Source organism: Candidatus Dadabacteria bacterium (assembly GCA_009837205.1).
GTDB lineage: Bacteria > Desulfobacterota_D > UBA1144 > Nemesobacterales > Nemesobacteraceae > Nemesobacter.
Genome location: VXTZ01000019.1, coordinates 1 through 20,815, shown reverse-complemented (window position 1 = coordinate 20,815; position 20,815 = coordinate 1). Strand labels below are relative to the sequence as shown.

Sequence of the window (20,815 nt, the reverse complement as noted above, 5' to 3'; positions counted from 1 at the left end):
CTTACATGTATAGAGCGAAAAACGGCGAAAAGGAACGGCTGGAGAATGTTTTCAGAAGACTAAACGGATCCCGGTTCCGTTCTGGGGTCAGGCTGAATGCCAAGGAGACATCTTATCTCAGGCAAAAAGGGCTCCCCGAAGTGCTTTCGCACGGAAGGGATTTTCTTGAAAAAAGGCTTGCCCCCGCTTTGCCCCCTAACGACGGGAAGCAGACTCCATGGGGCGGACATCCCGTGTTTCGCGCCCAGCATGCCACAGCCACATGTTGTCGGAGCTGCCTACTAAAGTGGCACGGCATCCCTAAGAAAAGGAAGCTTACGGAACAGGAAATTGATTATATTCTCCTGGTAATTGAGATGTGGCTTTCGGCTCAGAGCGGTCCGCAGGAGTGATTTCCAAAAAAAAATTGTTTTATGTTAGAATATCGGGAGATATAAAAGATTTTATGTTACGGAGCTAGAAACCATGGATGAAGAAGCGCCAACTCTGCCCAAACTTGTAGCGGGTGAGATCGACGAGTTCGAACAGCAGGTCTCCGACTACATGAACGGGAAGATAAGCGAGGTGAAATTCCAGAAGATAAGACTCCAGCTGGGGGTGTACGCACAGCGCCAGGAAGGAGTCCAGATGCAGAGGATAAAGATTCCCTGCGGGAAACTGAGTTCTGCTCAACTGAGAAAACTTGCAGACGTTTCGGACAAGTACGCAAGTGGCTTCTTTCACCTTACGACCCGCCAGGACGCTCAGCTTTACTACGTCAACCTTGAAACGGTTCCCGACATGATGAGGGATCTTGCAAGTGCGGGGATCACAACCCGTGAAGCCTGCGGCAACACAATAAGGAACGTCACGGCTTCCCCGATAACCGGGGCTTCACCTACGGAAACCTTTGACGTGACTCCTTACGCGGAGGCGTTTAAGCAGTTTATGCTCCGAAATCCCATATGCCAGAACATGGGAAGGAAATTCAAGGTCTGCTTTGAGAGTAATCCGGATATAGACAACGCGGGAATCCGCATCCATGATCTGGGTTTTCGCGCCAGGGTAAGGGAAGAGGATGGAAAGCACGGCTTTCAGGTCTACGTCGGCGGGGGGCTCGGCGCTTCGCCTTCGCTCGGACATCTCTGGACGGAGTTCATGCCGGTTGAGGAGATGATACCTTTTTCGGCTTCGGTGGTCAGGATCTTTGACAGGTACGGCGAGAGAAAGGTTAGGATGAAAGCCAGAATGAAGTTTCTTGTGAGGAAACTTGGCTTTGAGAAGTTCAGAGAGGTAGTCGAGCAGGAAAGGACTTCGCTTGAGGTCGATCCTTCGTGGAACGACTATCTTGAGGCAATTGACTGGGAGCACGAAACTCCCAAGCCGAACGGACACGACCTTCCGGACGCTCCTGGCTGGGTGGAGGATGACCCGGATTTTGCGGAGTGGCGGCGAAAAAACGTTTCCCCGGCGGGGGTCGAGGGATATTCAATCGTTAACGTGAGAGTGCTTCTGGGAGACGTTCCGGCCGATACCGCAAGAGCGCTTGCGGACATGATAGACACCCATGCAGACGGTTCCATACGGATAACTATTCAGCAGAATTTCGTGGTTAGATGGGTTCCCGATCAGTCCATCCCCTCGCTTTATGCCGACCTTAAAGAGGCGGGCATTTCTGATTCGGGCGCGGACACTTTCGAAGATGTAACCGCCTGCCCGGGTGCCGATACCTGCCGTCTGGGTATCACTTCGGCCAAGGGCCTTGCGACGAAGCTTACCAGCATGATGGATAACGGTCTTGGAAAATACAAGGAGACTCTTGGGGATCTCAGGATCAAGATATCCGGTTGCCCCAACGCTTGCGCTCAGCATGTTTCGGCCAGCATAGGGTTCCAGGGGGCGTCCATAACCAGAGAAGGTAGAAGCGTTCCTGCCGAAATGCTTTTCCTCGGCGGAGGATTATACGGAGACGACTCGCGCCTTGCTATGCCAGTCACCAAGATTCCGACCAGAAACGCTCCCAAGGTTGTCCAGAGACTGCTTGAGGTATACGAGAGGGAAAAAGAGGATGGCGAGCATTTTGACCTCACGATGAAAAGGCTCGGCGCCAAGTACATCAAGGAAGCGGTCTCCGAGTTCAACGAGATTCCCTCGTACGAGGATGATCCCGATTTTTACACCGACTGGGGACACGAAGAGAAGAAATTTGCCGTTCAGCAGGGAGTGAGAGGAGAGTGCGCGGGGGTTACCGTCGAGGAGAAGATCCCGGTTTTCTCAGACGCAGAAAGGCGTCTTGAGCGGGCCCAGGCCCTTTTCCTGCACGGCGACTACGAGGCATGCATAAACGAGCTTTACCTTGCGTGTTCCGAGAGTGCCCATGTACCTCTCTACACCAAGCTTGTCGACCCGTTCACTCCGGAGCAGACGATCTGGGAGTTTGAGAACCTTATCGTGAGAACCGGGGAAACCGATGAGAAATGGTTTGACGTCTCGAGCAGGCTGGGCGAATATAGGAATGGAGAGGCGTCAGCGTCAAAAGCCATAGAGTTCCTTGAAATTGCCAAGAGTTTTCACTCCGACTGCGAGAGGGTTCAGGAGCAACTGATTGCGTAGGGGCCGGAAAAGACTCAATAACCTCCGGTTATATATTTCTTGAGCGCCTCGATCTCGAATTTCTGACGGGAGATAATGTGGTTTATGATGTCGCCGCTTGTCACCATCCCGCAAAGCTTGCCGTCCTCTATTACCGGAAGGTGTCTTATCTTGTTCGCCGTCATAACGGCCATGCTTTCCTGAATCGGGTCGTCGGGCGAACCGTAGATCACATCTCTGATCATGAGTTCGCTTATTTTCGTGTTCGCAGAAGATCTTCCCTGAAGAATAACCTTCCTCGCGTAGTCTCGCTCGGAGAATATTCCGACGACCTTTTCCCCCTCAAGCACGAGCAGAGCGCCTATCTCCTTTTCCGCCATCATCTGGAGAGCGCTGTACACCGTCTCGTCCGGCCCTATCGACCACACGCTTGAGCCCTTGTGTTTAAGTATGTGTCTTAGATTTTCCATGATGCACTCTGTCTCTTACGTTTCGCGACCCCTGTTATCAAGTATATAAGTTTTTCGCGGCAAAACAAACGGCATATGTCCCGAAGGTGGGGGCGGCGAAGCGGGCTCAGGATATCGGGAACTGGCACTTGCTTTCCGCGGCTGCCTTCAGGATATTTCATCTCTTTGGGAATTGCTCGTATAATATTATATCTGTGTTAATTGTCCGGGTATGCGGAATGACTTTACTGATTCTTTTTCGAAATGGACAAGACCGAAGAACTTAAAAAAGCCGCGGGCGTAAAAGCCGTTGACTTCGTGCGTGCGGGCATGCTTGTCGGACTCGGCACCGGGTCGACTGCGGAGTTTGCCATCAAAGAGCTCTCAAGGCGTGCAAGAGACGGCCGGCTTTCGGGCATATCCTGCGTTCCAAGTTCCGAAAGAACAAGGAGTTTTGCAGAGTCTCTGGGTCTTGATCTTGTTGAACTCGATATGGGGAAGATGATTGACGTGACCATTGACGGAGCGGATGAAATCGACTCCGATTTCAACCTTATAAAGGGGGGAGGAGGAGCGCTTCTCAGGGAGAAGGTGCTTGCCCAAAACAGCAGGAGAAACATAGTCGTCGCAGACGAATCAAAGCTCTCTCAGCGTCTTGGCACCCATTTCCCCGTTCCCGTAGAAGTGCTTCAATTTGCCCTTGAAGCTGAAAAAAACTACCTTGAGACACTCGGCGGAGAAACGGAACTGCGACTTGCACAAGACGGTTCTCCTTTCCTGACTGACCAGCGCAACTTTATAGTTGACTGGAGTTGCGGAGAGATTGAAGACCCGTCCTGTTTTGCGAACCGGCTGTCGGAGAGAGCGGGAATAATTGAGCATGGCATTTTTGTGGGAACCGCAACTGATGTAGTAATAGGGTTTTCGCGAGGGGTGAAACATTTTATCCCGGGCGAATAAACTGGATTAAATACTTCTCGGCTTTGAAAATGCAGACCGCAGTTATGTACAAAATTTCAGGTAAAGACTAGCGTTCCCGAGAGTCGGATACAGTCTGTTTTCCCATTGGGCGTCTTTTCCACAAAGCCGCGGAGAACAACACGGAAACTATAAGAAGCGAGTTAAACAAAGCTCCCCCCCTGGCGGAAGTTGCGGCGACCGCACACCCTCCATCGTCGTTGCTTGTTCCAGGATGATATCCGGAACCGACTATAAGTGGCTGGCCACCGAGAAACCCGGGGAAACTTACCCGTTCCACGTAGCTAAGCTTCGGCACATCACCCGGGGCTGTGCCTTCTCCCGGGAGAGCAGGAGCGGAATCAGTCGGATCATCCCAAAGGTACTCAACAAAACCCTCTGCATCCCCGGGCAGCAGCCCCAGGTCCCTGCACTGCCTCGGCTCATTATTCACTACCCTTACCACTTCGTCGCCTACATTACATCCGTTGTCGTCCACAACATCAAGAGTCCCGTTTTCAAGCGCCGGGGAATTCCCGTTAAAAAACACAAGCTGGTCGCTCTCCGTCATCACAAACAGGTATACGGCCCCGTGTTTCCACGGAAGCGCTCTCCAGCAGTTGCGCACAGAAGCCAGACTGGCGGGAGTCTGCCCGGCTTGTTCTACCTGCTCCGTGAAATGCTTTTTGAATTCTTTCACAAAATTCTTCAGCGTGTCGCTGTCTGTAACCTTGTTGGCAGTTATCCCCTGCTTGAAATAGGGTTCTTCATCAATGATCTCACTTATGAAATAAGGACATCTTATGTTGTAAAAACTTACGTCACCAGACTCATGGTGAAGCCCGCCGATGAGTATGAGCTCGCTTTTCCAGACCGGATGCTCAAACTTGACGGCACAGGCCACCCTGTTTTCGCCGTTCAGGACATAATCAACGCAACCGCCTTCATCGGCTTTTGCTATGAGTTCCGTAGCATTCAAGGTTCCGTTCTGCGCCTCAGGGTCGTGCGCGTGAGTATAGATCGTTCCGTCTTCATCTATCACCATGAGGTATATGGTGCCGTTTTTCCAGTCCCCTCCGTCAACGGTCAGGCTTTTCTCGAATCTTATGTTTTCGTTCGGATCGTCTATGGCTTCCCAGTGAACTTTCGCGTGCAGAACGAATTCGAGCATATCATCCTGGTCCGAAGCATCTACACCTCCGGCAATTATGCTATGGTTGTGTTCGCCCTCATGGGCCACAGCTGTGTCGGGACCCGAGAGAAAAACAAGTGTCGCCAACGCACAGACAACGAAGGCCGCCGGTCCGCTTTGCGCAAAGGCTTTCTTTATTCCTGAGCGTTTTTTAAGGAAAACCGCAGGGAGCAAAAACAGAACTGTCATGAAGAAGTTGAGCAGGACGCTTCCGGGTGCGTCCGCTCCTTCCGCGATAGCGCAGCCATTGTCGTCACCTGTTTCGGGATAGATGCCGGAACCCCAGATGATCTGACCCTGCCCATCGGTTGACGGAATCGACGTGACATAGGTTATCTTGGGAGAATTGCCGGGAGCCCTGCCGGGTATCAGATTTCCTTCGGCGTCGCGTATATCGTCATCAGGCGTAGTCGGGTCGTCCCAGAGATACTCAACAAACGCTCCTTCGCCGGAAGGTAAATGCGGCAAATCCTTTACGGCTTCTACCAGCAGATCCCCGACATTGGTTCCGTTGTCGTCTTCAACATTCAGGCTTTTGTTCTCAAGGCTGGGCGTGTTGCCGTTTAGAACAACTAACCGGTTATTTGCAGCCATTGCGAAAAGGTAGATGGAATCGTTTTTCCATGGCAAGACCCTGAAACAACTCACCGAGTTGATAAGCTCAAGCAGGCCTACCCTTTCCCGCCACTCAACATAGAATTGAGCGAACTCGTCTACAAACTTCTTGAGCGTATCCCTGTCCACCACGTCGACGGCGCTTGTTTCGGGAACATAATGAGGGCATTTCAGATTGGAAAAGGACACATCTGAGAAATTATGGTGAAGCCCGCCGACCAGGATGGTCGGAAGCGGAAACGAAAGACTGTCGAGGTGCAGGTTAAATTTAACGGCACATGCCGCTCTCTCTTCATTCCTGAAAGTGTAATTGCGACAAGCCACTCCATCTTCTTTTTCTTGTAACTCGTCCATGAGCCCTTTCATAACGGGATTTTTGTGTGACAGGATTCCGCCTTGGGCGGGAGGATAATAGGGGTGGGGTTGCTGTATTACACCATCTTTGCTCGTCCGGAAGATATATATGCTGTCTTTGCGCCAGTCACCTCCCTCCTCTTCAATGAGCTGCAGAAAGGGCGCGAGGCCGGTGTTGTAGTCTATTAGCTGCTCCATGTGAGCCATTGCGTGCAGCATGAAGGCTTTCATGTCTTCCATGTTCCCGGCTCTGACGTCTTTTGCTGTTATGCTGTCGGGGCTGTGGTTGTCTTCTGTGCCTGCGCGGCTCGGGATACCAGGGATTTCATGGGCCTGAAGCGGACCCGCGTGGGAAAAGAAGACAAGCAGTGCCAACATGCAGAGAAAGAAGACCGGATTTTGTATCTTTATAACGGCACTGGAATTAATGGAACTTCCCGGTTTTCGTAAGAGTACAGCACTCATCTTCAACCCCCTTTGCGTGTTTTACATAGATAGTTACCTCACGTTAGTCTTCAGGTCGAACCCGCCACCTAGAATCAGCTTGGCTTTGCAACCTGAATCCCAACGACATAAATGTGATTATCCCATTTTGGAGCAATAATTTCAACCTGATAAAGTGCCCTGTGCAGGCGGATTGCTTGACTTGCTGTTGTTTCTGCCGCAGACCCCTGCGTCTTTTCGGCCGCGCGTGGGACGGGTCAGGCGAAAATCCGGGCGATTTTCCGTACGCCTTGCGGGATGTCAGACGGTATCCTGATTCTTGCAATCCCCCTTCCCGTTTCGTCAAGAGACCTGAAGTCTCCGGTGGCCTGGGCTGTTTTGAGTACTTGGAAAGAGAATGCCGATTCCGCAGAACCGACGTCATCAGGTATGGGCAGATCGTTTTCATTATCGCTTACGATTTGAATGAAGAATCCTTCTCCCGAGTCTCCTTTGTGAAGCTGACCTGTTGAGTGAAGGAATCTCGGGCCGAACCCCAAGGTTACGGGTACGGGTGATATGCTTTCAATCTGTGCGCGAAGGGAAAGAAGCTCTTTTGAATTTTCTTCTGCGGGGTCTACGTAAGCCTGAATCGATACGTACCCTTTTTTCTTTGAAGAGATGATATCTTTTAGCTGCTCCGGGGATTCTATGTTCCTGTTACTTGAGAAAGCAAGACCGTTTCTGGAAAAATCGGGCTCTTCTGGCTCAAGTTCGCCCGTTTCCCTGTAGAGTCCGAGAAAACTTCTTGCGAAGGCCTTCGCGGATTCGACGTCGGGCTGGTCAAAGGGATTTATTCCCATTATGCTTCCGGCAAGCGCCACGGCAAACTCGAAGCGGAAGAGTTCCGCGGCTATCTGGTCGGGACTGTCAACTACTATTTTCACGAAGGGAATCTTGGAGTTCCTGATGCGCGAGGCGGCCGTATCCACAGTTCCGTCCTCCCTCAGGGAAAGGAGAATGTATGCCCTGTCGTCTCCCGGCCGTGGGCAGTCCGGGACCTCTTCGTCAAGCAGTGGAAGGATGCCCGTTCCGTTTTTCCCGGTGCTTTCGGCGATCAGTTGTTCCACCCAGCAGCCGAAAGGAAAAAGCTTTTCGGAAAAGATAAAGCCCATCTTGTCTCTTCCCTGCTCGGCCATGACCCCGAGAAATGTCCCCAGACGAAAGGAGGGACTCTCGTGGCATTTTCCTCCGACTGAGTTTTCAAGTTCAAGCAGCACGGAAAAGGCCGATTGAAGTATCTTGCGTATATCGACTCCCGCAAGAGATGCGGGAACGAGGCCGAAGTAGGAAAGCGCGCTGAACCTCCCGCCGACGTTCGGATCGTTGATGAACACCCTGCTAAAACCATGTTTGTCAGCCGTTTTGATCAGTTCTGAGCCAGGATCCGTTATGCAGATGAAATGTTCTCCCGGGGCCCCGGTTTTTCTCTCGAGTTCGCCGTAAAAGTATTTCATGAGGGAAACGGTTTCCACGGTCGAACCTGATTTTGAGGAGACTACGAAGAGAGTTCTAAGAAGGTCTACGCTCTCCCGGGTCTTAAGAATGAAATCGGGGTCCGTAGTGTCAAGAAGAGTGAGGCGCAAAAAGCCGTCGCGGAGGGTGAATATATTTCTGAACACCTCGGAGGAGAGACTTGAGCCCCCCATGCCTAAAACAACAACTTCGGTAAACCCTTTTTTCCTTATCGATTCTGAGAAGTTGTCTATTTCATTTATTACCGCGAGCATCTGCTTTGGAAGATGGACCCAACCGAGGCGATTCGTGATCTCGGAAGGATTATCTGCCCAGAGCAGATGATCGTATTCGAAGAATCTTTCGGCAAAGCGGTTTTTCTCAAGTTCGAGGAGTTGGGATTGGATTATGCTTCCGTAATCGCCCGCGTATTCGGTGTAGTTTGGTGACTCCGAACCGGCTTTGTTTTCAGTGGACACGGTACTAGTTACCAAGCAGCTTGAGGCATTCCTTTAGGATGGTGTCCGCGTTAAAACCGAAGTTGTTCATCACGTCTTGGTATGGCGCGGACTCTCCAAAGCAGTCTATTCCGTAGACCTTGGCAGCGGGGCCCGATCCCGTGAATTTTTCCCATCCGAACGTTGCTCCGGCCTCGACACTTAGCCTCGTGCCTACAGAAGGCGGCAGGACGCTGTCTTTGTACTTCTGGGACTGAGCTTCGAAAAGACTCCAGCACGGGAGACTCACAACTCTCGGATTTTTCTCCATCTCGCGCAGCTTTTCATAAACTTCGAGACAGATGTGAACCTCAGAACCCGTGGATATCAGTATGATGTCAGGTGTGCCGTCTGAGTCCGCAAGTACATAACCCCCCGCGAGGGCTCCATCGGCCGCGGCGTAGCGGTCCCTGTCTATTATCGGAACGTTCTGTCTTGTGAGAACGAATGCGGCGGGACGGTCAGAAAGCCCCATCACGTGTTTCCAAAGAATCGCAAGCTCGTTTGCGTCGCAGGGACGGATGACATCGATATTGGGTGTGACTCTGAGGGCCGCCAGATGCTCTATGGGTTGATGAGTGGGTCCGTCCTCGCCAACTCCTATGCTGTCATGAGTGAAAATGTAGATTACGGGAAGTTTCATCAGGGCTGCAAGTCTTATCGAGGGTTTCATGTAGTCGGCAAACACAAAGTAGGTCGAGGCGTATGCCCTGAGTCCGCTGAGACACATGCCGCTTGCTATCGCGGCCATTGAATGTTCCCTGACTCCGAAATGAAAGTTTCTTCCCTCGCGGTCCTCGGCGGAAAAGCTCGTTGTACACTTAATATAGGTTTTAGTTGAGGAGCCTACATCCGCGGCGCCGCCCATGAACCATGGCACTTTTTCCCCTATGGAGTTAATTATGCTTGAGTTCGCGGAACGGGTAGCAACCGGATCTGCGGGATAGGGAAAAGACGGGATGTCGCTGTCCCATCCTTCAGGCAGCTTCCTTTTATCAAGCATCTCAAAGTCGTGAGCAAGTTCCGGATATTCGTTTGAATACTTCCTGAAATTCTCCTTCCAGGCCGCTTCGGCATCGTTTCCTCTGGCGACTGCTTCTTTCATGTAGGAGAGAATCTCTTCGGGAACGTGAAAGTTTCCCGGGGCGTCCCATCCGTAAAATTCCTTCGCCAGTCTGACTTCCTCCTCCCCAAGTGGCGATCCGTGGGCCTCACACGTGTTCTGCTTGTTGGGGCTTCCGTAGGCTATTTGGCTTTTCAATATTACAATGGAAGGCCTTTTGGTTTCGGATCGTGCGCGATCTAGGGCTTTTTCAATTTCCTCAAGATTGTTTGCATCCGAGACTTTCTCCACGTGCCAGTTGTAGGAACCAAACCGCATTTCCGTGTCCTCGGAATACGCAAGCGAGGTGCTGCCCTCGATAGTTATGCTGTTGCTGTCGTATATCCAGATCAGGTTTCCGAGCCCCAGATGTCCTGCTATGGATGCGGCTTCTGAGGAAATTCCTTCCATCATGTCCCCGTCGCTGCAGATTGAATACACATGATGATTTATTATGTCGTAGCCGGGACGGTTAAAGTGCTCCGAAAGCCATTTGCTTGCTATGGCCATTCCAACCGAATTCGATACTCCCTGCCCCAGAGGCCCTGTAGTGGTCTCGACTCCAGCCGTGATTCCCACTTCGGGGTGACCGGGACAGCGGCTGTGGAGGCTTCGGAATTTCTTTATCTCGTCAATCGGGATGTCGTATCCGTTTACGTAAAGGGCGGCGTAGAGAAGCATGGAAGCGTGACCGGCGGAAAGGATGAAGCGGTCGCGGTTGGGCCAACTCGGGTTCTTGGGATTGTGCCTTAAGAACTTGTCGAAAAGTACGAAAGCCGTGGGAGCGAGAGCCATCGGGGTTCCCGGATGGCCGGACTTCGCTTTTTCCACGGCGTCCATCGCGAGCGTTCTTATACAGTTGATTACAAGGTTCTCCAATTCTTCATCCTCGGGGAGAAATCCGTACGCAAACATTAAAGATCCGCGGCAGCGCGCGTCGGATTCATATGAAACGACGGCCGGGGTTTCGCTTTCGCGGGCCGTTTTTAAATTTACTTATAATAAACAATGGGAATAATATATCAATATATACCCAGAGGCGGTTTTTGCAGCGTGTGCTACATGAAAACCGTTGTTTCCCGTGTGAAATGAAAAAGGCAGCTTTGGTTACAGGCGGGGCGGTGAGAATAGGAAAGGAGATATCCCTGAATCTCGCCCGGAAGGGCTACTATCTCGCCCTTCACTACAATTCCTCCGAAAAAGAGGCCCTGGCTACAAGGGAACTTATTCTCGGGACCGGCGTCGAATGCGAGCTTTTCAGGTGCGACCTTTCATCACCTGATGACGCAAAGGAGCTTATCCCGAGAGTCATGGAAAGTTTCGGGGGGCTGTGTGTTCTTGTTAACAACGCCTCAATTTTCGAGAACGTCGGATTCCGTGACATGACCCCCGAATTTCTTGAAACCGATATGGCTATAAACTTCAAGGCACCTTTTTTCCTCTCCCAGTCTTTTTCCACTGAGGCAAGCGGGGGGCTTATCGTTAATTTCCTTGACACGAGAATCAGAAAAAATCCCGTTGAGCATTTTTGCTACAACCTGAGCAAGAAATGCCTTTATCACTTGACGAAAATGCTTGCAAGGGAACTCGCTCCCGATTTTCGGGTAAACGCCGTGTGCCCAGGGGCCGTTCTCGCTCCCCCGGGGTTCGGGGATGACTATCTTCACAAGATGGCGCGGGGAGCTCCGATGAAGCGTCCAGGCTCTGTTGAGGATATAATTAACGCGTTTAACTATCTTTTGGAGAATAATTACGTCACCGGAGAGTGTCTTTTCGTTGACGGAGGCATGAGTCTTACCTGATCAGATGATAATAAAGATCGAAAACCTGAGGCTTCGTACTATAATAGGGGTTTATGACTGGGAGAAGGAGAACCGCCAGGACCTGATCATAAACGTCACCATCGATTTTGACGGACGCAAGGCCGCCGAGAGCGACGACATAGATGATACTTTGGACTACAAGGCCATAAACAAAAAGATCATAAGCTTTGTGGAGACAAACGATTTTAACCTGCTTGAGAGAGTCGCCGGAGGTATATGCGATATAGTTTTTGAGGATCCGGCGGTGAGGTGGGCGTCGGTGAAGGTGGAGAAGCCCGGGGCGCTCCGTTTTGCTGATTCCGTTTCTGTGACCGAAGCGAGGGAAAGGTAAGCAGGACAGGTGCCGTCTTGCCGGTTTTCTCGGAGACGCAACGCGGAAGACTTTTCCGCGGTTTTTTAAACCATACTTAACATTCAGCAGGCTAGATGTAAAATACGGTTCCGATTAGGCGCGGATGCCGGCTTAGGTGGCTGAGTGAAATTTGGTTTTGTGGTCTGGAGACCGTTTTGTCGGCGCAAGGAGAAGGTATCAGGGTATGAATACGGTTATTATCGGGGTCGGTTCAAACATAGACGCCGAGAGAAACGTAAGCGTCGCCAAACGAATGCTCGGGGAGAAACTCAGGGTTCTCGGAGAATCGAAGTTCGTGAGAACCAAGCCCATAGGATCCCGTGAGCAGCAGGATTTTCTAAACGGTTCCTTGCTGATAGAAACCCGTCTTGGCTGCAAGCAACTGAAAACCCTGCTCAAGGGAGTAGAGGTTTCCCTCGGGAGAGGTGTCGGGGAGGATCGCTACGGCCCGAGAAAAATGGACCTGGATATACTCGTGTGGAACGGAGAGATTGTCGATCCCGACGTTTACGAGCGGGGGTTTCTTCGCCGCTCCGTGATCGAACTTTGTCCTGAACTTGAAAAAACTTTGAAGGAGGGGCGAGGTGCTGTCTGAAGAAACTGAAATCCTAGAAGGTGTCGCGCTTAAAAAATTTCTCTTAAAAGACGATATAAAAACCGCCGTTTCGAGGCTCGCCGAGCAAATTTCGGGGGACTACGAGGGAAAAACTCCCGTCGCGGTCTGCGTTCTTAAAGGAGCGCGTCCTTTCTTTGAAGATCTTCTGGTGCGGGTAACCGTAATGGTCGAAAGGCAGTTTCTCAGGGTTTCAAGTTACAGAGAGGGAACGCGGCCTAGACGCCTCAAGCTCTTAAGGGATATTGAATGCGAAGTGGAGGGCAGGGACGTTATAATAATTGAAGATATAATTGACACTTCGGAGACGGCGAAGTTTATCCTGCAGCACATAGAGTCTAAAAACCCGGGTTCGCTTCGGATATGCGCACTCATAGACAAAAGAGGAAAGGGCGCGATGGATCCAGAGCCTGATTACACGGGTTTCCAAGTGGATGAAGGGTTCCTCGTAGGCTACGGAATGGACTACATGGAAAAGGGAAGATCGCTTGAGGATATATACCTGCTTCGGGAATAACTTAATTTTTGCTCCCGACAAGGAGCTACGGAGACGGACATGGCGAAAGCAGAAGGCATAAGTTGGGATCTCTCGGACCTTTACGGAGGAATTTCCGACCCACGCGTGGAGAAGGATTTCGAGAGGATATCGGCGCGTGCGAGCAGATTTGAAAAGAAGTACAGGGGGAAGATAAAGTCTCCTTCACTTACCGCTGGGAAGCTCGCGGGAGCGGTGAAGGAGCTTGAGCGCTTGTCGGAAAGAATCGGAAAGATACTTTCCTTCGCTCACCTTGTTTTTGCAGCCGACACCCGGGACCCCAAAAACGGCGCCTTTCGTTCGTCAATGCAGCAGAAGGCGACGGAAGTTCAGAAAAAGCTCATTTTCTTTTACGTTGAATGGGTTTCGGTTCCGAAGAAAAGAGCGAAGAAACTTCTTAATAACCCGGAACTTTCGGAATACAGGCATTTTCTCGAGCAGGAAAGACAGTACAGAAACCACACTCTCTCAGAGGCCGAGGAAAAGATACTTCAGGAGAAGTCAAACACCGGGCAGAAGGCGTTTTCAAGACTTTTTGACGAGGTCGTGAACAATATCCAGTTTCGTGTGAGGCTCTCGGGCAAGACCGAAAGGCTGAACCAGTCCCGGACCCTCTCGCTTCTTTACGACCCGGACAGAAGGAAAAGAAAGGCAGCCTGGTCCGGTCTCACAAGGGGGCTTAAAGAGAACTCCCATGTACTTACCTACATATTCAACACTCTTGTAAACGACCACTCAATAAACGACAGGCTTAGGAGCTACGAGGATCCCATGTCGGCGCGTCACCTTAGCAACGAGATATCCCACAGTGCCGTGGAAGCCCTGCTTGAATCGTGCGAGCAAAGCTTCGGATTCGTAAAACGCTACTATGGACTCAAGGGAAAACTTCTCGGGTACCGAAGATTCTACGACTACGACCGCTACGCTCCCCTGGGTTCGGAGAGGGAGCAGGTTCCATGGGACAAGGCAGAGGAAATCGTGCTTTCTTCGTTCGGTGAATTCTCATCCGAGATGAAAAAGACCGCGTCTTCGTTTTTCGAGAAAAACTGGATAGACGCCGAGCTTCGGGACGGGAAAAGAGGAGGCGCTTTCAGCCACGGTACGGTTCCCGGCGTACACCCCTATGTTTTTATGAACTACACCGGGAAACCGAGAGACGTGATGATTCTGGCTCACGAGCTTGGCCACGGCGTGCACCAGTATCTTTCGAGACGACAGGGTTATTTTCAGGCCCACACGCCTCTTACCACTGCTGAGACCGCAAGCGTCTTTGCGGAAATGCTCGTGTTTCACCGCCTCAAGGAGGAAGAAACGCGAAGGGAAGGCAGGCTGGTTCTGGTAGCGGAAAAACTCGAGGATATAATGGCCACGGTCTTCAGACAGGCGGTACTTACAAGGTTCGAGCAGAACCTGCACAGCGAAAGAAGAGATCAGGGGGAGCTTACGACCCCGAGAATAAGCGAACTCTGGATCGAGGCTAACCGTGAGATGTTTGGAGATTCTGTTACCCTGACCGAAAACTACGCTTACTGGTGGCTTTACATCCCCCATTTCATACACTCTCCCTTTTACTGCTACGCATATTCATTCGGTGAGCTGCTCACCCTAGCTCTTTACGGAATGTTCTTGGAGCGGGGAAGGTCTTTTGTGCCCGATTACATGGAGCTTCTTCGGTCCGGGGGAAGCGCCTCGCCCGCAGAGCTCCTCTCTGGAGTGGGGGTAGATATAAACAACCCCGGTTTCTGGCAGACGGGACTTGACGTGATAGGTGCGATGGTGGACGAGGTTGAGGAACTCGCAGAGCAGTCCGGAGTCGACTGAGGATTTTTACCGAGAAAGAGAAGAGGTTTTCTCGTATTCGCTTACGATCTTGCTCACAACCGAGTAGTGAACTGAGACCGCGTCGGCAACTTCTCTCAGTGTGTAGTCCCCCGTAAGGTAGGTTTTAGCTATCGCTTCCTCTCTTGAGTGTCCGCTTCGCATGAAGCCGTCTATCATGCCCGGTAGGGGTTTTGTGAGCTGATACTTGGGAATATCTTTTGACCGCGAATCCCTCTTCGTTTTTTCCTGCACAAGCTCTATGAATCCATCATCGCCGAGATATACCTGCTTTCGGGCTTCCGAGATCACGTCGCGCGAACTATTCTCTTCGAGAAACTCATCAAAAGCGTTTATATCCGAAGAGAATCCTTCTGAGAACCACTCGAGGTCTATGTATCCTGGCGCTTCATCCTTTCCGTAAAGGTACCTGCAACTGCTCCATTTGAACTGGTTGGGATGTTGTACGAACCCGGCTCGAAGGGGGAGAAGAAAGATATGGGCCATAAGGGGTAGAAGATATTTCTCCCTCTGGACAGCTATGGATTTATATCTTCCCCGGAAAACATGACCGTCTGTATCGTGCAGCCTGTTTGAACGCTGAGTGTAAACGCCGTTTAGCTGTCTTATGGCTTTTGAGAGGTTGGGCTTTGGGGTCTCAATGACCAGATGGTACCCGTCGGACATGAGACAGTAGCCAAAGCAGAGGCATCCGAACCTTCCGCATACCCCCTCGAGGACTTCTATCCAAGTGTTGCCGTCGGCTGAGTTCTGAAAGACGCTCTGCCCTCTGTTCCCGACTGAGGAGACGTAATAGACGGCCCCTGCGTATTCCGGTCTTAGCGGCCTTGCCATAGAAGGGATTATAATGAAGACAGGAAATTATGTCAAGACCTGACCCTTAAGCCCGGACTGTTCTCTCAAGAGGCAAGCGCCTTCATTGCAAAAGCTGTCTGCTCTCTTGAAGCGTTGTAGGGAAACATGAGAATGGGGAGATCGGAGCTCTCGGCGAACTCCGCGAGCTTTGCTCTTCCCTCCTCCGGGGAACCGCTTACGGAAACAAGATCAAGCAGTTCGTCGCTTATGCTTTTTATAGCCTCCGCTCTGTTTTCCCGCCAGAGTTTTCTCGCCCTGTCCGCTTCTTCCCCGAATCCATAGCTGCTTACGAGCTTATTGTAATAATCTCCCATGGAGCATACATAAAGGGCCACGAATTCCCTTACGATTTCTCTTGATTCGCTTCGGTCCTCGGAAACCATCGCCGGAATAAACGGGGCCACGGTTATTTTTCTTCCGCTGGAAGCGAGCACCTTTTTTCTTTCGTTAATAAGGCCCACGGGGCAGAGATAGGGAATCCAGCCGTCAGCGACCTGGGAGGTAAGCTCGATGTTTTTCGGTCCCATGGATGCGATATATATGGGGATCTCGCTTCGTCGGGGCTTAAAAAGAAGCCTGAAGTTTTTAAGCCTGAAAATCTCCCCCTCATAGTCGACTCTCTTTCCTGCAAGTGTCGTCCTTATTATCTCGACGCACTCAAGTGTCCGTCTCAGGGGCCGCTCGAATTTCGTGCCGTGCCAGTATTCGTTGAGGTAAACGCTGCTTATCCCGAGTCCAAGGATGAATCTTTCCCCGCAGTACTCATCCACGGTGGCCGCCGTCTGCGCTATGAGTGCCGGAGACCTGCTGTAAACGGAGATGATACCGGTGGCCAGATTTATCCTTTCTGTGACCGAAGCCATGTGGGATATTAAGGAAAATGCGTCCCGTCCCCACATTTCGGGAACCCAGATGGAGTGGTAGCCTAAGTCTTCTGCCAGTTTCGAAAAATAGGTGAGATCATCTTTTTTTACGTCGGCCCAGTACGGTACGACAATTCCGGTAAGAGACAACTGGTTCCTCCCAAGTGCGGATTTGCTCAGATTCATTTTACTTGAGAGCAAGGATAGTGAGAAGCGGGAAGCACCTAGGGTTCTTATTTTTGCTTCCGGATCTCGGTTCTCCTGAGATGTTTTTAACGTTCATCTGATAAGTTGGTTAAACTATTTGGAAGACATATGCCAGCCTGTCTTTGCAGAAGTACAATCTTTAACTACGGGAGTTAGCGGAATGCGCAAGTTACCCCAAAGAATGCAGACAAAGCTCTACAAGGAGCATCTTTTTCCCGAGGAGACGAGAGAAATCAGGAAGAAAGTAAGGGATTTTGCCGAAAAAGAGGTTCTTCCGATTGCTAGGGACATAGGAGAGAAAAGCGAGAAAAACGAGAATTTTCCCCGTGACCTTTTCAGGAAAATGGCCGCAGAGGGGTTTTTCCGGATTCCGTATTCAAAAAAGGACGGGGGACTGGGTCTTTCCTACCCGGCGTGCGCAGTAGCGGTTATGGCGGAGGAACTCGCCTACATAAGCGCGAGCGTCGCGGGAACGATAAATGCCCACTTTTTGCTTTCCGGAAAAACCTTGGCTATGGGGTCCCCTCACATAAAGGAAAAATATCTCGCTGCGGCTCTTGATGGAACCTCGGTGGCGTCATTTGCGATGACGGAGCCCCAGTCGGGTTCTGACGTAAGGACCGAGTCTCTTGTAACGAAAGCCCGCAAGAAGGGTAAAAAATACATTGTAAACGGCCGCAAGCGCTATATAACCAACGCCGGGGTGGCTGATTTCGTTACTCTGCTAGCCTCAGCGGGGGACAAATCCATAATGATAGTGGTTGATCTTGATTCGCCGGGCTGTTCTGTGAGCGCCCCGGATAAAAAACTCGGAAACAGGGGAGAACTTACCTACGACATATATCTTAAGGATGTGGAGGTGCCCCGGGAAAACCTAATAGGGAAGGAAGGAGAGGGCCTTCGGGTCGCCGTTAATTCCCTTCTTTACGGAAGAACGGGAATCGGGGCAAGTGGGGTGGGGATGGCGCAGTCGGCGTTCGATGAATGCGTGGAGTTCATGAACGAGAGGGAGGCTTTCGGAAAAAAGATAGCCGATTTTCAGTACTGGCAGTTTTTGCTGGCGCAGAGGGCCGTTGAGATAGAAAACGCTAGGAACCTGTATTTGAAGGCCGCGATCTGCCTTGACAACAGGGATCCTTTCCCGACTTTCGAGACATCCGCCGCCAAGTACTACGGCTCGGAGATAAGCGTTACCATGGCCCGCGACGCCGTTCAGATATTCGGGGGTCTCGGGCTTATGGTGGAACTTGCCCATGACTCTTCCACCTACAAGGTCGAGGAGATCTACAGAGATTCCAAGGTCGGGGAGATATACGAAGGCACAAACGAGATACACAAGATGATAATAGCGAGATCGATTTTCGGAAAGAGGTAGTTTTGTTTTGCAGTCGATGAATGTGAAAACCCACGATAATGAAGTCTTGGAAAGCTTCCCGAATCACTTATGGCGGGATATTGTGGTTAACACAAAAGAGATTTCTTCCGGGAAAAAGAAAGAAGCCAGGTCCGGGATGCGCCTTATCTACGGAATTCACGGTAGCCCGTTTGGAAAATGTCTTATCGGAATCTGCGAAGAAGTTATATGTCATATGAGTTTTTTCCGCACCGATCCTAAAACCCACTTGGAAGAATTCAGGAAGGTATGGCCGAACCCGAAGAACCGAAGGGATGACGAAAAGACGGCCGAGGTATTGCGGAAATTGCTGTTTTCCCCGGGAAGACGGCCTCCGGAGATACTGCTCCTAGGAACACGGTTTCAGCTCAAGGTATGGGAAAAGCTGATGCAGGTCCGGGAGGGTGAGACCTTGTCCTATTCAGAACTCGCGGAGTCGGCAGGAGTGCCTACTGCCGTAAGGGCCGTCTCAAATGCCGTGGCGGGAAATCCGATTGCTTATCTGGTGCCTTGCCACCGTATTATAGGGAAGGCGGGGGATCTTCACGGCTACCGCTGGGGGCTTGACGTGAAAAGGGCGATTCTTGAGTACGAAGGGGTTAACCTGGTCTCGCGGTGATTAACTCGGTCTGAGTTTGCACGGTCAGCGAAGAGGCTCTTCCTTTGTCATGCAGTGGATAGCTCCGAATCCCCACACAAGGTCGATGCAGTCAATTCCAACCACATGTCTTGCGGGAAAAAGTTCCGACAGTACGCCGAGCGCCTCACGGTCTTTCGGATCGTTATAGACGGGGACGAGAATTTTTTCGTTTGAGACGTAGAAATTAGCATAAGTTGCCGGAAGTCTTTCTCCGTCGAAAAAAAGCGGCGATGGCATCGGGAGGGGGACGATTTCAATCTTTCCCCCATCCTCAAGCTCTAGGCCCTGGAGTATCTCAAGGTTTTCGCGAAGCGGGCGGTAATTCGGGTCCCGGGAGCTGTTCTCAAGGCATAAGACAACCGTGCTGGGACCCGTAAACCTGCATATATCGTCAACGTGGCCGTTTGTATCATCTCCCTCTATGCCTTCGTTAAGCCAGAGAACGTTCGTTGCGCCGAAATACTCAGAGAACACCGCCTTGTAGTCGTTTTTCCCGAAAGAAGGATTCCTTACCTGTTTCTCGGTACTCAGAAGACACTGCCTAGTTGTTATCAGGGAGCCCTCTCCGTTTACGTCAATGCTTCCGCCCTCAAGAATGATTTTCTTTCCAACACATGCAGGGGTTTCTGAGTCAAGACGAAGGGTCTTGGCCACGAACCCTGGAATCATGTCGTCATTTTCCCAGTCCGGGTACTTGGCCCATCCGTTAAACCCGAAATCAAGCACGCTCAGCCCCCCGGAACCGTCTCTTGCGAAGAAGGGGCCGGAATCCCGTATCCAGGATCTGTCCGTGGAGCACTCGTAGAACTCCACGTTGCCAAGATCAGTTGATTCTTCCCTGAGAAACCCCTCGGCCCGCTTCTGTGTTCCTCCGGGGTCAACTATTATTCTCACCTTCTCTGATTCTGACAGGTGGCTTACGATCTCGCGGTATACCCTCTCGATCCCCGAGAATTTTCCCGGCCAATCGCTTACGTTCTGCGGCCACACAAGCCAGGTGGCGTCGTGAGGTTCCCATTCAGCTGGAAGTCTGTAACGAACCGCTGAAGAATCACTCAATTTCAGGTACCGGAATCATTGTCGATAAATCTTTGCCGAAGCTCGGAGTAGGAGTCAATTCTTCGGTCCCGAAGAAAGGGCCAGTTCCTTCTGGTCTCCTCAAGCTTCCTAAGGTCGATGTCGGCCAGTATGATCTCGTCTCTCTCGCCGGAAGCCTCGCAGATCACCGTTCCCTGGGGGTCACACACAAAGGAATTTCCCCAGAAATTTATTCCTTCACCGGTTTCTCCCGATTCCTCGAAGCCCACCCTGTTCACGGCTGCGACATAGATTCCATTTGAGACCGCGTGGGCGCGCTGAACAGTTTTCCATGCCTCAAGCTGGGTATTTTTCGAGTGTTCATCCTCGTCCGTGCGCCACCCTATGGCGGTCGGGTAGAAGATAATGTCCGCCCCCTTGAGCGATACTATGCGTGCCGCTTCGGGATACCACTGGTCCCAGCAAATAAGTGTGCCTATCTTCGCAAAAGCGGTTTCAAAACAGGAAAACCCCGTGTCTCCGGGAGCAAAGTAGAACTTCTCGAAATAGCCCGGGTCATCCGGTATGTGCATCTTTCTGTAAATGCCGGAAATCTCTCCCGAGGGATCGATAAGGACAAGGGAGTTGTGATACACGCCGGACGCCCTTTTCTCAAAAAGCGGGCACACGATGAAAACTCCTCTTTTTTCCGCTTCCCCGCAGAATCTGTCCGTTGTGGGTCCGGGGATGGGTTCGGCGAGATCAAAACAGCCTGTGTCCTCAGATTGACAGAAGTACCTGGTGAGAAAAAGCTCGGGAAGACAGACTATGTTCGCTCCGAGCGCAGAAGCTTTCTCTACGTTTAATATGGCTTTTTTCAGGTTTTCGTCTTTGTCTTTGTGCACCCGGTTCTGAACAAGGGCGATTTTAAAGCTGTTCATGCGAATACGATAACTCCCAAAGGCGGAGAATAAAAGAAGATGGAACGGCTTCTGTCTATGAC

The 20,815-nt window shown here is 51.3% G+C and carries 18 protein-coding genes; 10 read left to right on the top strand and 8 right to left on the bottom strand.

Going from position 1 to position 20,815, the window contains the following annotated elements; all coding sequences use genetic code 11:
• The first annotated feature begins 5 nt into the window (after nucleotides 1-5).
• Nucleotides 6-392: a DUF4186 domain-containing protein gene (locus tag F4Z13_04120; protein MXZ48427.1), complete on the top strand. Its 387-nt coding sequence runs from the start codon at nucleotides 6-8 to the stop codon at nucleotides 390-392.
• Between the two features lie 73 nt (nucleotides 393-465).
• Nucleotides 466-2,592 (top strand): nitrite reductase, encoded by a 2,127-nt coding sequence (locus F4Z13_04115; GenBank protein ID MXZ48426.1) that lies wholly within the window; start codon nucleotides 466-468, stop codon nucleotides 2,590-2,592.
• A gap of 14 nt (nucleotides 2,593-2,606) precedes the next feature.
• Here the strand turns inward: F4Z13_04115 and F4Z13_04110 are convergent, their stop codons facing one another.
• Nucleotides 2,607-3,041 carry a CBS domain-containing protein gene (locus F4Z13_04110; GenBank protein ID MXZ48425.1) on the bottom strand — a complete coding sequence of 145 codons (435 nt, stop codon included), beginning with the start codon at nucleotides 3,039-3,041 and terminating at the stop codon, nucleotides 2,607-2,609.
• Nucleotides 3,042-3,284: 243 nt separating this feature from the next.
• Here F4Z13_04110 and rpiA point away from each other — a divergent pair, with 243 nt between their 5' ends.
• Complete coding sequence (rpiA, locus tag F4Z13_04105; protein ID MXZ48424.1) at nucleotides 3,285-3,980, top strand: ribose-5-phosphate isomerase RpiA; 696 nt, start codon at nucleotides 3,285-3,287, stop codon at nucleotides 3,978-3,980.
• 67 nt (nucleotides 3,981-4,047) lie between these two features.
• Here rpiA and F4Z13_04100 read toward each other — a convergent pair whose 3' ends face one another.
• The 3 genes from F4Z13_04100 to tkt form a co-directional block, all read right to left on the bottom strand.
• On the bottom strand, nucleotides 4,048-6,603 hold the full coding sequence (locus F4Z13_04100; GenBank protein ID MXZ48423.1) for a hypothetical protein: 2,556 nt from the start codon (nucleotides 6,601-6,603) through the stop codon (nucleotides 4,048-4,050).
• 236 nt (nucleotides 6,604-6,839) lie between these two features.
• Complete coding sequence (locus F4Z13_04095; protein ID MXZ48422.1) at nucleotides 6,840-8,555, bottom strand: hypothetical protein; 1,716 nt, start codon at nucleotides 8,553-8,555, stop codon at nucleotides 6,840-6,842.
• A gap of 4 nt (nucleotides 8,556-8,559) precedes the next feature.
• The gene (gene tkt / locus F4Z13_04090; GenBank protein MXZ48421.1) at nucleotides 8,560-10,590 is read right to left on the bottom strand and encodes a transketolase; all 2,031 of its coding nucleotides are present in this window, start codon (nucleotides 10,588-10,590) and stop codon (nucleotides 8,560-8,562) included.
• A gap of 32 nt (nucleotides 10,591-10,622) precedes the next feature.
• On the opposite strand from tkt, the gene F4Z13_04085 reads away from it, so the two are divergent.
• From F4Z13_04085 to F4Z13_04065, 5 genes are all read left to right on the top strand, one after another.
• A complete protein-coding gene (locus F4Z13_04085; GenBank protein ID MXZ48420.1) occupies nucleotides 10,623-11,477 on the top strand; it encodes an SDR family oxidoreductase in 855 nt (284 codons plus the stop codon).
• Between the two features lie 4 nt (nucleotides 11,478-11,481).
• A complete protein-coding gene (gene folB / locus F4Z13_04080) occupies nucleotides 11,482-11,829 on the top strand; it encodes a dihydroneopterin aldolase (GenBank protein ID MXZ48419.1) in 348 nt (115 codons plus the stop codon).
• A gap of 205 nt (nucleotides 11,830-12,034) precedes the next feature.
• On the top strand, nucleotides 12,035-12,445 hold the full coding sequence (folK, locus tag F4Z13_04075; GenBank protein MXZ48418.1) for a 2-amino-4-hydroxy-6-hydroxymethyldihydropteridine diphosphokinase: 411 nt from the start codon (nucleotides 12,035-12,037) through the stop codon (nucleotides 12,443-12,445).
• Nucleotides 12,435-12,980 (top strand): hypoxanthine phosphoribosyltransferase, encoded by a 546-nt coding sequence (gene hpt / locus F4Z13_04070; protein ID MXZ48417.1) that lies wholly within the window; start codon nucleotides 12,435-12,437, stop codon nucleotides 12,978-12,980. The genes folK and hpt overlap by 11 nt, the downstream gene beginning before the upstream one ends.
• Before the next feature lie 39 nt (nucleotides 12,981-13,019).
• On the top strand, nucleotides 13,020-14,819 hold the full coding sequence (locus F4Z13_04065) for a M3 family oligoendopeptidase (GenBank protein MXZ48416.1): 1,800 nt from the start codon (nucleotides 13,020-13,022) through the stop codon (nucleotides 14,817-14,819).
• Between the two features lie 6 nt (nucleotides 14,820-14,825).
• On the opposite strand, the gene F4Z13_04060 is transcribed toward F4Z13_04065, so the two are convergent.
• A complete protein-coding gene (locus F4Z13_04060) occupies nucleotides 14,826-15,671 on the bottom strand; it encodes an addiction module toxin RelE (protein ID MXZ48415.1) in 846 nt (281 codons plus the stop codon).
• 65 nt (nucleotides 15,672-15,736) lie between these two features.
• Nucleotides 15,737-16,741 carry an LLM class flavin-dependent oxidoreductase gene (locus tag F4Z13_04055; protein MXZ48414.1) on the bottom strand — a complete coding sequence of 335 codons (1,005 nt, stop codon included), beginning with the start codon at nucleotides 16,739-16,741 and terminating at the stop codon, nucleotides 15,737-15,739.
• Nucleotides 16,742-16,922: 181 nt separating this feature from the next.
• Here F4Z13_04055 and F4Z13_04050 point away from each other — a divergent pair, with 181 nt between their 5' ends.
• Nucleotides 16,923-18,137 carry an acyl-CoA dehydrogenase gene (locus F4Z13_04050; protein MXZ48413.1) on the top strand — a complete coding sequence of 405 codons (1,215 nt, stop codon included), beginning with the start codon at nucleotides 16,923-16,925 and terminating at the stop codon, nucleotides 18,135-18,137.
• Nucleotides 18,138-18,144: 7 nt separating this feature from the next.
• Complete coding sequence (locus tag F4Z13_04045) at nucleotides 18,145-18,774, top strand: methylated-DNA--[protein]-cysteine S-methyltransferase (GenBank protein MXZ48412.1); 630 nt, start codon at nucleotides 18,145-18,147, stop codon at nucleotides 18,772-18,774.
• A gap of 24 nt (nucleotides 18,775-18,798) precedes the next feature.
• Here the strand turns inward: F4Z13_04045 and F4Z13_04040 are convergent, their stop codons facing one another.
• Nucleotides 18,799-19,854 carry an agmatine deiminase family protein gene (locus tag F4Z13_04040; GenBank protein MXZ48411.1) on the bottom strand — a complete coding sequence of 352 codons (1,056 nt, stop codon included), beginning with the start codon at nucleotides 19,852-19,854 and terminating at the stop codon, nucleotides 18,799-18,801.
• A gap of 2 nt (nucleotides 19,855-19,856) precedes the next feature.
• Nucleotides 19,857-20,753, bottom strand: coding sequence for a carbon-nitrogen hydrolase (locus F4Z13_04035; GenBank protein ID MXZ48410.1), 897 nt, complete (start codon nucleotides 20,751-20,753; stop codon nucleotides 19,857-19,859).
• Nucleotides 20,754-20,815: the final 62 nt, after the last annotated feature.

What these genes read in the sequence shown, in the direction of transcription:
- F4Z13_04120 (MXZ48427.1), top strand. Translation starts at nt 6, where the DNA reads ATGTATAGAGCGAAAAACGGCGAAAAGGAACGGCTGGAGAATGTTTTC.
- F4Z13_04115 (MXZ48426.1), top strand. Translation starts at nt 466, where the DNA reads ATGGATGAAGAAGCGCCAACTCTGCCCAAACTTGTAGCGGGTGAGATC.
- F4Z13_04110 (MXZ48425.1), bottom strand. Translation starts at nt 3,041, where the DNA reads ATGGAAAATCTAAGACACATACTTAAACACAAGGGCTCAAGCGTGTGG.
- rpiA (MXZ48424.1), top strand. Translation starts at nt 3,285, where the DNA reads ATGGACAAGACCGAAGAACTTAAAAAAGCCGCGGGCGTAAAAGCCGTT.
- F4Z13_04100 (MXZ48423.1), bottom strand. Translation starts at nt 6,603, where the DNA reads ATGAGTGCTGTACTCTTACGAAAACCGGGAAGTTCCATTAATTCCAGT.
- tkt (MXZ48421.1), bottom strand. Translation starts at nt 10,590, where the DNA reads ATGTTTGCGTACGGATTTCTCCCCGAGGATGAAGAATTGGAGAACCTT.
- F4Z13_04085 (MXZ48420.1), top strand. Translation starts at nt 10,623, where the DNA reads ATGAAACGACGGCCGGGGTTTCGCTTTCGCGGGCCGTTTTTAAATTTA.
- folB (MXZ48419.1), top strand. Translation starts at nt 11,482, where the DNA reads ATGATAATAAAGATCGAAAACCTGAGGCTTCGTACTATAATAGGGGTT.
- folK (MXZ48418.1), top strand. Translation starts at nt 12,035, where the DNA reads ATGAATACGGTTATTATCGGGGTCGGTTCAAACATAGACGCCGAGAGA.
- F4Z13_04065 (MXZ48416.1), top strand. Translation starts at nt 13,020, where the DNA reads ATGGCGAAAGCAGAAGGCATAAGTTGGGATCTCTCGGACCTTTACGGA.
- F4Z13_04060 (MXZ48415.1), bottom strand. Translation starts at nt 15,671, where the DNA reads ATGGCAAGGCCGCTAAGACCGGAATACGCAGGGGCCGTCTATTACGTC.
- F4Z13_04055 (MXZ48414.1), bottom strand. Translation starts at nt 16,741, where the DNA reads ATGAATCTGAGCAAATCCGCACTTGGGAGGAACCAGTTGTCTCTTACC.
- F4Z13_04050 (MXZ48413.1), top strand. Translation starts at nt 16,923, where the DNA reads ATGCGCAAGTTACCCCAAAGAATGCAGACAAAGCTCTACAAGGAGCAT.
- F4Z13_04035 (MXZ48410.1), bottom strand. Translation starts at nt 20,753, where the DNA reads ATGAACAGCTTTAAAATCGCCCTTGTTCAGAACCGGGTGCACAAAGAC.